This is a genomic window from Microcoleus sp. BM001215392 (assembly GCF_036700185.1).
In the GTDB taxonomy this organism is placed as follows: Bacteria; Cyanobacteriota; Cyanobacteriia; order Cyanobacteriales; family Microcoleaceae; genus Microcoleus.
Genome location: NZ_JAUBOJ010000131.1, coordinates 11,476 through 16,674 on the forward strand (window position 1 = coordinate 11,476; position 5,199 = coordinate 16,674).

General features: G+C 45.5%; 5 protein-coding genes. 2 read left to right on the plus strand and 3 right to left on the minus strand.

What is annotated here, in order from left to right; genetic code table 11:
* Positions 1-141 precede the first annotated feature (141 nt).
* Together QT974_RS15775 and QT974_RS15780 are read right to left on the minus strand one after the other, a co-directional pair.
* Positions 142-966 carry a sulfurtransferase gene (locus QT974_RS15775; protein ID WP_333469405.1) on the minus strand — a complete coding sequence of 275 codons (825 nt, stop codon included), beginning with the start codon at positions 964-966 and terminating at the stop codon, positions 142-144.
* A gap of 74 nt (positions 967-1,040) precedes the next feature.
* The gene (locus QT974_RS15780; RefSeq protein ID WP_333469406.1) at positions 1,041-2,075 is read right to left on the minus strand and encodes a hypothetical protein; all 1,035 of its coding nucleotides are present in this window, start codon (positions 2,073-2,075) and stop codon (positions 1,041-1,043) included.
* 331 nt (positions 2,076-2,406) lie between these two features.
* On the opposite strand from QT974_RS15780, the gene QT974_RS15785 reads away from it, so the two are divergent.
* Positions 2,407-2,589, plus strand: a complete 183-nt coding sequence (locus tag QT974_RS15785; RefSeq protein WP_333469407.1) for a hypothetical protein — start codon at positions 2,407-2,409, stop codon at positions 2,587-2,589.
* Positions 2,590-2,601: 12 nt separating this feature from the next.
* Positions 2,602-3,987 (plus strand): bifunctional UDP-N-acetylglucosamine diphosphorylase/glucosamine-1-phosphate N-acetyltransferase GlmU, encoded by a 1,386-nt coding sequence (gene glmU, locus QT974_RS15790; protein ID WP_333469408.1) that lies wholly within the window; start codon positions 2,602-2,604, stop codon positions 3,985-3,987.
* A 285-nt stretch (positions 3,988-4,272) separates the two neighbouring features.
* On the opposite strand, the gene QT974_RS15795 is transcribed toward glmU, so the two are convergent.
* Complete coding sequence (locus QT974_RS15795; RefSeq protein WP_333469409.1) at positions 4,273-5,064, minus strand: hypothetical protein; 792 nt, start codon at positions 5,062-5,064, stop codon at positions 4,273-4,275.
* Positions 5,065-5,199: the final 135 nt, after the last annotated feature.

Sequence of the window (5,199 nt, forward strand, 5' to 3'; positions counted from 1 at the left end):
AAAACCCAAGGAGTGTGGGTTGAATCAACCGGGCGGTTGAAACCGCGTCTATACAGACAAAACCCACCTCCGTGGGTTGAATAAAATGTTGTATAAATGCGGTTTCAACCGCCAAATCTTATTGGTGCTTTGGTACGCACTCTACAACTGATAGGAACACCAGTCACTCCAGCTACCGACATAGAGTTTAGCATCGGGAATTCCGGCGATTTCTAAAGACAGTAAATTAACGCAAGCTGTCACGCCGGAACCGCAGTAAACGATAATTTCTTCCGCTTTTTCTACTTCCGTCCACCGCTGTTTTTGTTCGGAGGTCGATCGCACTTTTCCAGTTTCATCCGTCACTCCTTGCCAAGGGTAGTTGACAGCACCCGGAATGTGACCTGCGATCGGGTCGATCGGCTCCTGCAAACCCTCGTATCTCTCGCTTTCTCGCGAATCGACCAAAGCTGCTCCCGGCAAGTCTTTACGCTCTTTTACAGCCTCAATGTCTAGCGCCATATCCGGCTGCAATTTCACCACAAATTTACCCTCGCGCGGTTCTGACAAAGTATTTGTTACCGGATATCCCGCCGCTTTCCAGCCACTAAAACCGCCGTCTAACAAAGCAACTTTGCTGTGTCCCATATATCGCAGCAGCCACCACAAACGAGACGCAAAAGCCAGCCGCGAATCGTCATAAACCACCACTAAAGTTTCTGCTGAATTAATTCCGATCGCGCTCAATTTATCAGCTAATTCGGCAATATTTGGCAGCGGGTGTCTGCCGCCGTGCGTGCCAACTGCACTCGCGAGATCCCGGTTTAAATCTAAATAGAAAGCTCCGGGAATGTGACTTTCTTGATATTGTTTTTCTCCCAATTCTGCGTCAGCGAGGGCAAACCGACAGTCCACAATTACAATTTGCGGATTTTCTGTATTGGCGACCAACCATTCAGGAGAAACGATTAAATTGTTGTCAGTCATAACTATTCAAATTTCTGTTTTAACATCTACCGTCTTGGAAGTAAAATTTTACGTTGGGTGAGCCGCAGCGCACCTTACGGCTTCTCTGGTTCGGCTTTTTTGTCTGTAGATTTCTTAGGAGTTGGTTTTTCTGGTTCGGCTTTTTCTGAATCAGCTTTTTTCGGAGTTGGTTTTTCTGGTTCGGCTTTTTCTGAATCAGCTTTTTTCGGAGTTTCTTTATCGGAAGTTGGTTGGTCTGAATTAGCTTTTTTCGGAGTCTCTTTCTGGGAAGTTGCTTTTTGGGGTGTTGCGGGAGTTGGCTCGGGTACGGGGGGATTTACTGCTGATTCTTGAGCATAAAGCAGATATTTCTGGTACTCGATTACTTTTGTCTGAGCTAGTTGATGGTTGGCGCTAGACACGGGTACTCTTCTCATCAACGATACTGCTTCTTGCCAGCGATCGGCAACGATCGTCCAATCTTGCTTGGTTTTTGCCACTCGCCCTAACTCTGCTGCTTTGACGGCGCTGTTAACTGCATCTCGAAAAAAAGTATCCGGTACAGTTGCTAAATTAGTTGTTTCATCTGGATTTTTCAAAGCTGTTGCTGGCGGCTGGTTCAAAATCTTGGTGACAAAAGCCACCACGGCTAGCGCCAACATACCCGTCACCAGCCCGACGACTATAAAAGTCGATCGCAGCCGCTTCTCAAATGCCACCAATTCGGGCGATTTCTCTTCATCCATATTACTTGCCGTTTCTGTGCGATTGTCTATATTAGCAACCGCCATATTTGGGATAGATTCTCCCACCAAATTCTGTGGTTCCAAACTGCCGCTCTCCAAACTAAAATCTTGACTCCAAGCAGTTGCAATCTCACCGCTTTCTCGCCCCTCAACCTTGACTTTCCGAATCGCCTCCGGCTGCAAATTCGCTAGTTCGTTGCGGACAAAATCAACTAATTTATCTTCTTTCGGTACTTCTTGGGAATCCAAAATTACATCCAAACAGTCGCCGTCGAGATTTGCGGAGGCTGTGATGCCTTCTGATTGTAACTTGCTGTTGAGCAAAGATGCGATCGCCTGTGGATCTCCCTGCTTGGCAAGTTCCTGAAAATTAAGCTCAGTCATAGCTGGACACCTGATAATGCAGAAAGTTCGGCAACGGATTATTTAACCGATGTAACGGATTAAGGCAAGTTCGGCAACGGATTATGTAACGGATGTAACGGATGTAACGGATGGAAGCAAGAAGCAAGGAGGAAGAAGCAACTAATAGTTTTTTTAAGTTGAAAATACCATAACTGAAATTCAACGAACAGTATAATCCATCTCGGTAAATTCAAGCTCAAAGATCCAAATTATCACTCTCGCTCCCCTTCGCATCCATCGGGGAAGGACTGAAGTCCGAACGATCGAACCGAACTCAGGTTCGATCGTTCGGACTTCAGTCCTCAGAAATTTGATACCGGGCGCGCAACTCCAAGATACCGCAAGCATCGCCCCTCAAACCGACATCCGGCTGCAAAAAGACTTGCCGCGCCCGGATTTGAGATCGGAGATTAAAAAAATGTGCGATCGCACCAGCGACGGACAGCGAGTGATATCATCATTTAGTCAATATTCTAGTTTTTATAGCAAATAGCTCGATCGCACAATGATAGCAATAGCAATTTTAGCTGCTGGACGCGGCACGCGCATGAAATCTGACTTGCCCAAAGTTCTTCACGAATTGGGCGGTCGTTCGCTAGTCGAGCGAGTCCTCCAAAGTTGTCAAGAAATTGAAATTTCCCGGCGACTTGTCATCGTGGGTTATCGAGGCGAACTGGTTAAACAAGCGCTGATGGGAAGTCAAGAAATCTCCGAAAAATCTGATTTTCCTGCCCTAGAATTTGTCGAACAAACCGAACAATTAGGCACAGGTCATGCCATCCAGCAACTACTACCTCACTTGCAGGGATTTCAAGGAGATTTGCTGGTCTTAAATGGCGATGTACCTTTGCTGAGGGCAGAAACTATCAAACAATTGATGGCAATTCACACGCAACACAAAAACTCTGCTACTATATTGACAGCTAATTTGCCAAATCCTCAAGGATACGGGCGAGTATTTACCGACAGTCAAAACTTGGTCCAGCAAATTGTCGAAGACCGCGATTGCACAAAAGCTCAAAGGCAAAACCACCGAATCAATGCAGGTGTTTACTGTTTTCACTGGCCGCATTTAGAGAAAATTTTGCCGAATTTGAAAGCGGACAATGACCAAAAAGAATATTATCTAACTGATACTGTAAGTATCCTGTCTCCGGTGATGGCGGTGGATGTCGAAGATTATCAAGAAATCCTAGGAATTAACGATCGCAAACATTTAGCGACAGCTTCCGATATTTTGCAAGCGCGGGTAAAAGACAAGTGGATGACAGCGGGCGTGACGCTGATCGATCCCCACAGCATCACAATCGACGACACCGTAGAGTTGCAGCCGGATGTGGTAATTGAACCGCAAACTCATCTGCGGGGTAAAACTTCGATCGCCTCTGGGAGTCGCATCGGGCCCGGTAGTTTGATTGAAAACAGTCAAATTAAGGAAAACGTGACTGTGCTTTATTCAGTAATTTCTGACAGTATTGTGGCAGAAAATGCGCGAATTGGCCCCTACGCACACCTGCGCGGACACGCGCAAATAGGCGCAAACTGTCGCGTGGGCAATTTTGTAGAATTGAAAAATGCTCAACTAGGCGATCGCACTAATGTCGCTCACTTATCTTATTTAGGCGACGCGACTTTAGGAGAAAAAGTCAACATCGGTGCTGGGACAATTACCGCCAATTACGACGGCAAAAATAAGCACAAAACTAAAATAGGCGATCGGAGCAAAACAGGTTCTAACAGTGTGTTAGTGGCACCGATAACCTTGGGAGAAGATGTTAATGTAGCGGCGGGTTCTATAGTAACAGAAGATGTTCCCAATGACTGTTTAGTAATTGCCCGTTCCCGCCAAGTTGTCAAACCAGGTTGGAAATTGAAAGATGGAAACAAATAACTAGGGGGAGCATCCCGATTGTGCAAACATATCCGCAAGGGCGAAGCATTCGCGTCTGTATTCTATCGACTATACGAGAGATTTTCAGCGCGAATGCTTCGCCCCTACCAAAACGGGATGCTCTCTAACGGGTGCATCTCATTTTTGCAAATATATTCGTAGGGGCGAAGCATTTCGGCAGTAAATCTCAGATTCTCCCCGATCAATTATGTGCCGAAATGCTTCGCCCTTGCCAAATACCAGATGCACCAGTCCGCAAAAAAAACTAGGTTTGTAGTGAAGACTTTAGTCGGCAGAATTTTCACTCTGACTACAATCCTCACTACAAACACTTTGCGATCGCGCGTGGAGGTAGTTGTTAATCACTTTAGCAATTTTTTCTTGCTCGTAGTTGCTCATAGTCTGGGGGAGACAGACGCGAGATCCTCCAGAAACTAAGATTCTAACTTCGTACCAATAATCATTATCCCGATCTTTTATGCGATCGACTTCCACCCCATAAATCTCGCACAGAGAGCGTTGAATTACCTTACGCGCCAACAAACCCCGCTGTTTAACAGTCAAGGTGTTGGAAGTTTCATCGAAGCTGTAGGTTTCTTTATTTCCCAACCCAATCACTCCGGCTGCTGCGAGCAAAAATATAACTCCTGTCCATCCCAACCAGCGATCGTCTTGGCTTAAGCGCAGCAAGCGAGATTTTGCATTTTTAACAAAAAAATTGATGTCCGAAGCAGCAGCGTCTTTATTCCCCCAGTTAGTCGAGTTAGCACTCAAAGGAACATCGCCAACATTCGTCAAAAGTACAACTCTGCTTTTATAACCAAATCTTTCTACTTTAGCTCCCTGCAAAGCAGCAAGCTGAATTTCTTGGATGTTCGCTCCCAGTAAGTGCGATCGCACCAACTGGCAATTTCCTTGCTTCTCCCGATCTCGCTGACAGATCAGAGTTGCTACATGATAGTCAAAAGCCAGCCAGCTCAGTCCAAATGCCATTAATAAACAACTAGGGAGCCAAAAATCAAATATGCTGTGAGTCTGAATTATTAATTCAGTTGCTGTTTGCTTGATTATTTTCATTTATTTCACCCTTTAACTCCAAAACAGATGTTACAGATCGACTTCACGACCAGGCTGCGTCAAATTGTTAACTTATATATTATTAGACAAGATTGCATAAGTCTTCGATCGATACAGAAACCGCAGATGTCAGAC

What these genes read in the sequence shown, in the direction of transcription:
- QT974_RS15775 (WP_333469405.1), bottom strand. Translation starts at nt 966, where the DNA reads ATGACTGACAACAATTTAATCGTTTCTCCTGAATGGTTGGTCGCCAAT.
- QT974_RS15780 (WP_333469406.1), bottom strand. Translation starts at nt 2,075, where the DNA reads ATGACTGAGCTTAATTTTCAGGAACTTGCCAAGCAGGGAGATCCACAG.
- QT974_RS15795 (WP_333469409.1), bottom strand. Translation starts at nt 5,064, where the DNA reads ATGAAAATAATCAAGCAAACAGCAACTGAATTAATAATTCAGACTCAC.
- glmU (WP_333469408.1), top strand. Translation starts at nt 2,602, where the DNA reads ATGATAGCAATAGCAATTTTAGCTGCTGGACGCGGCACGCGCATGAAA.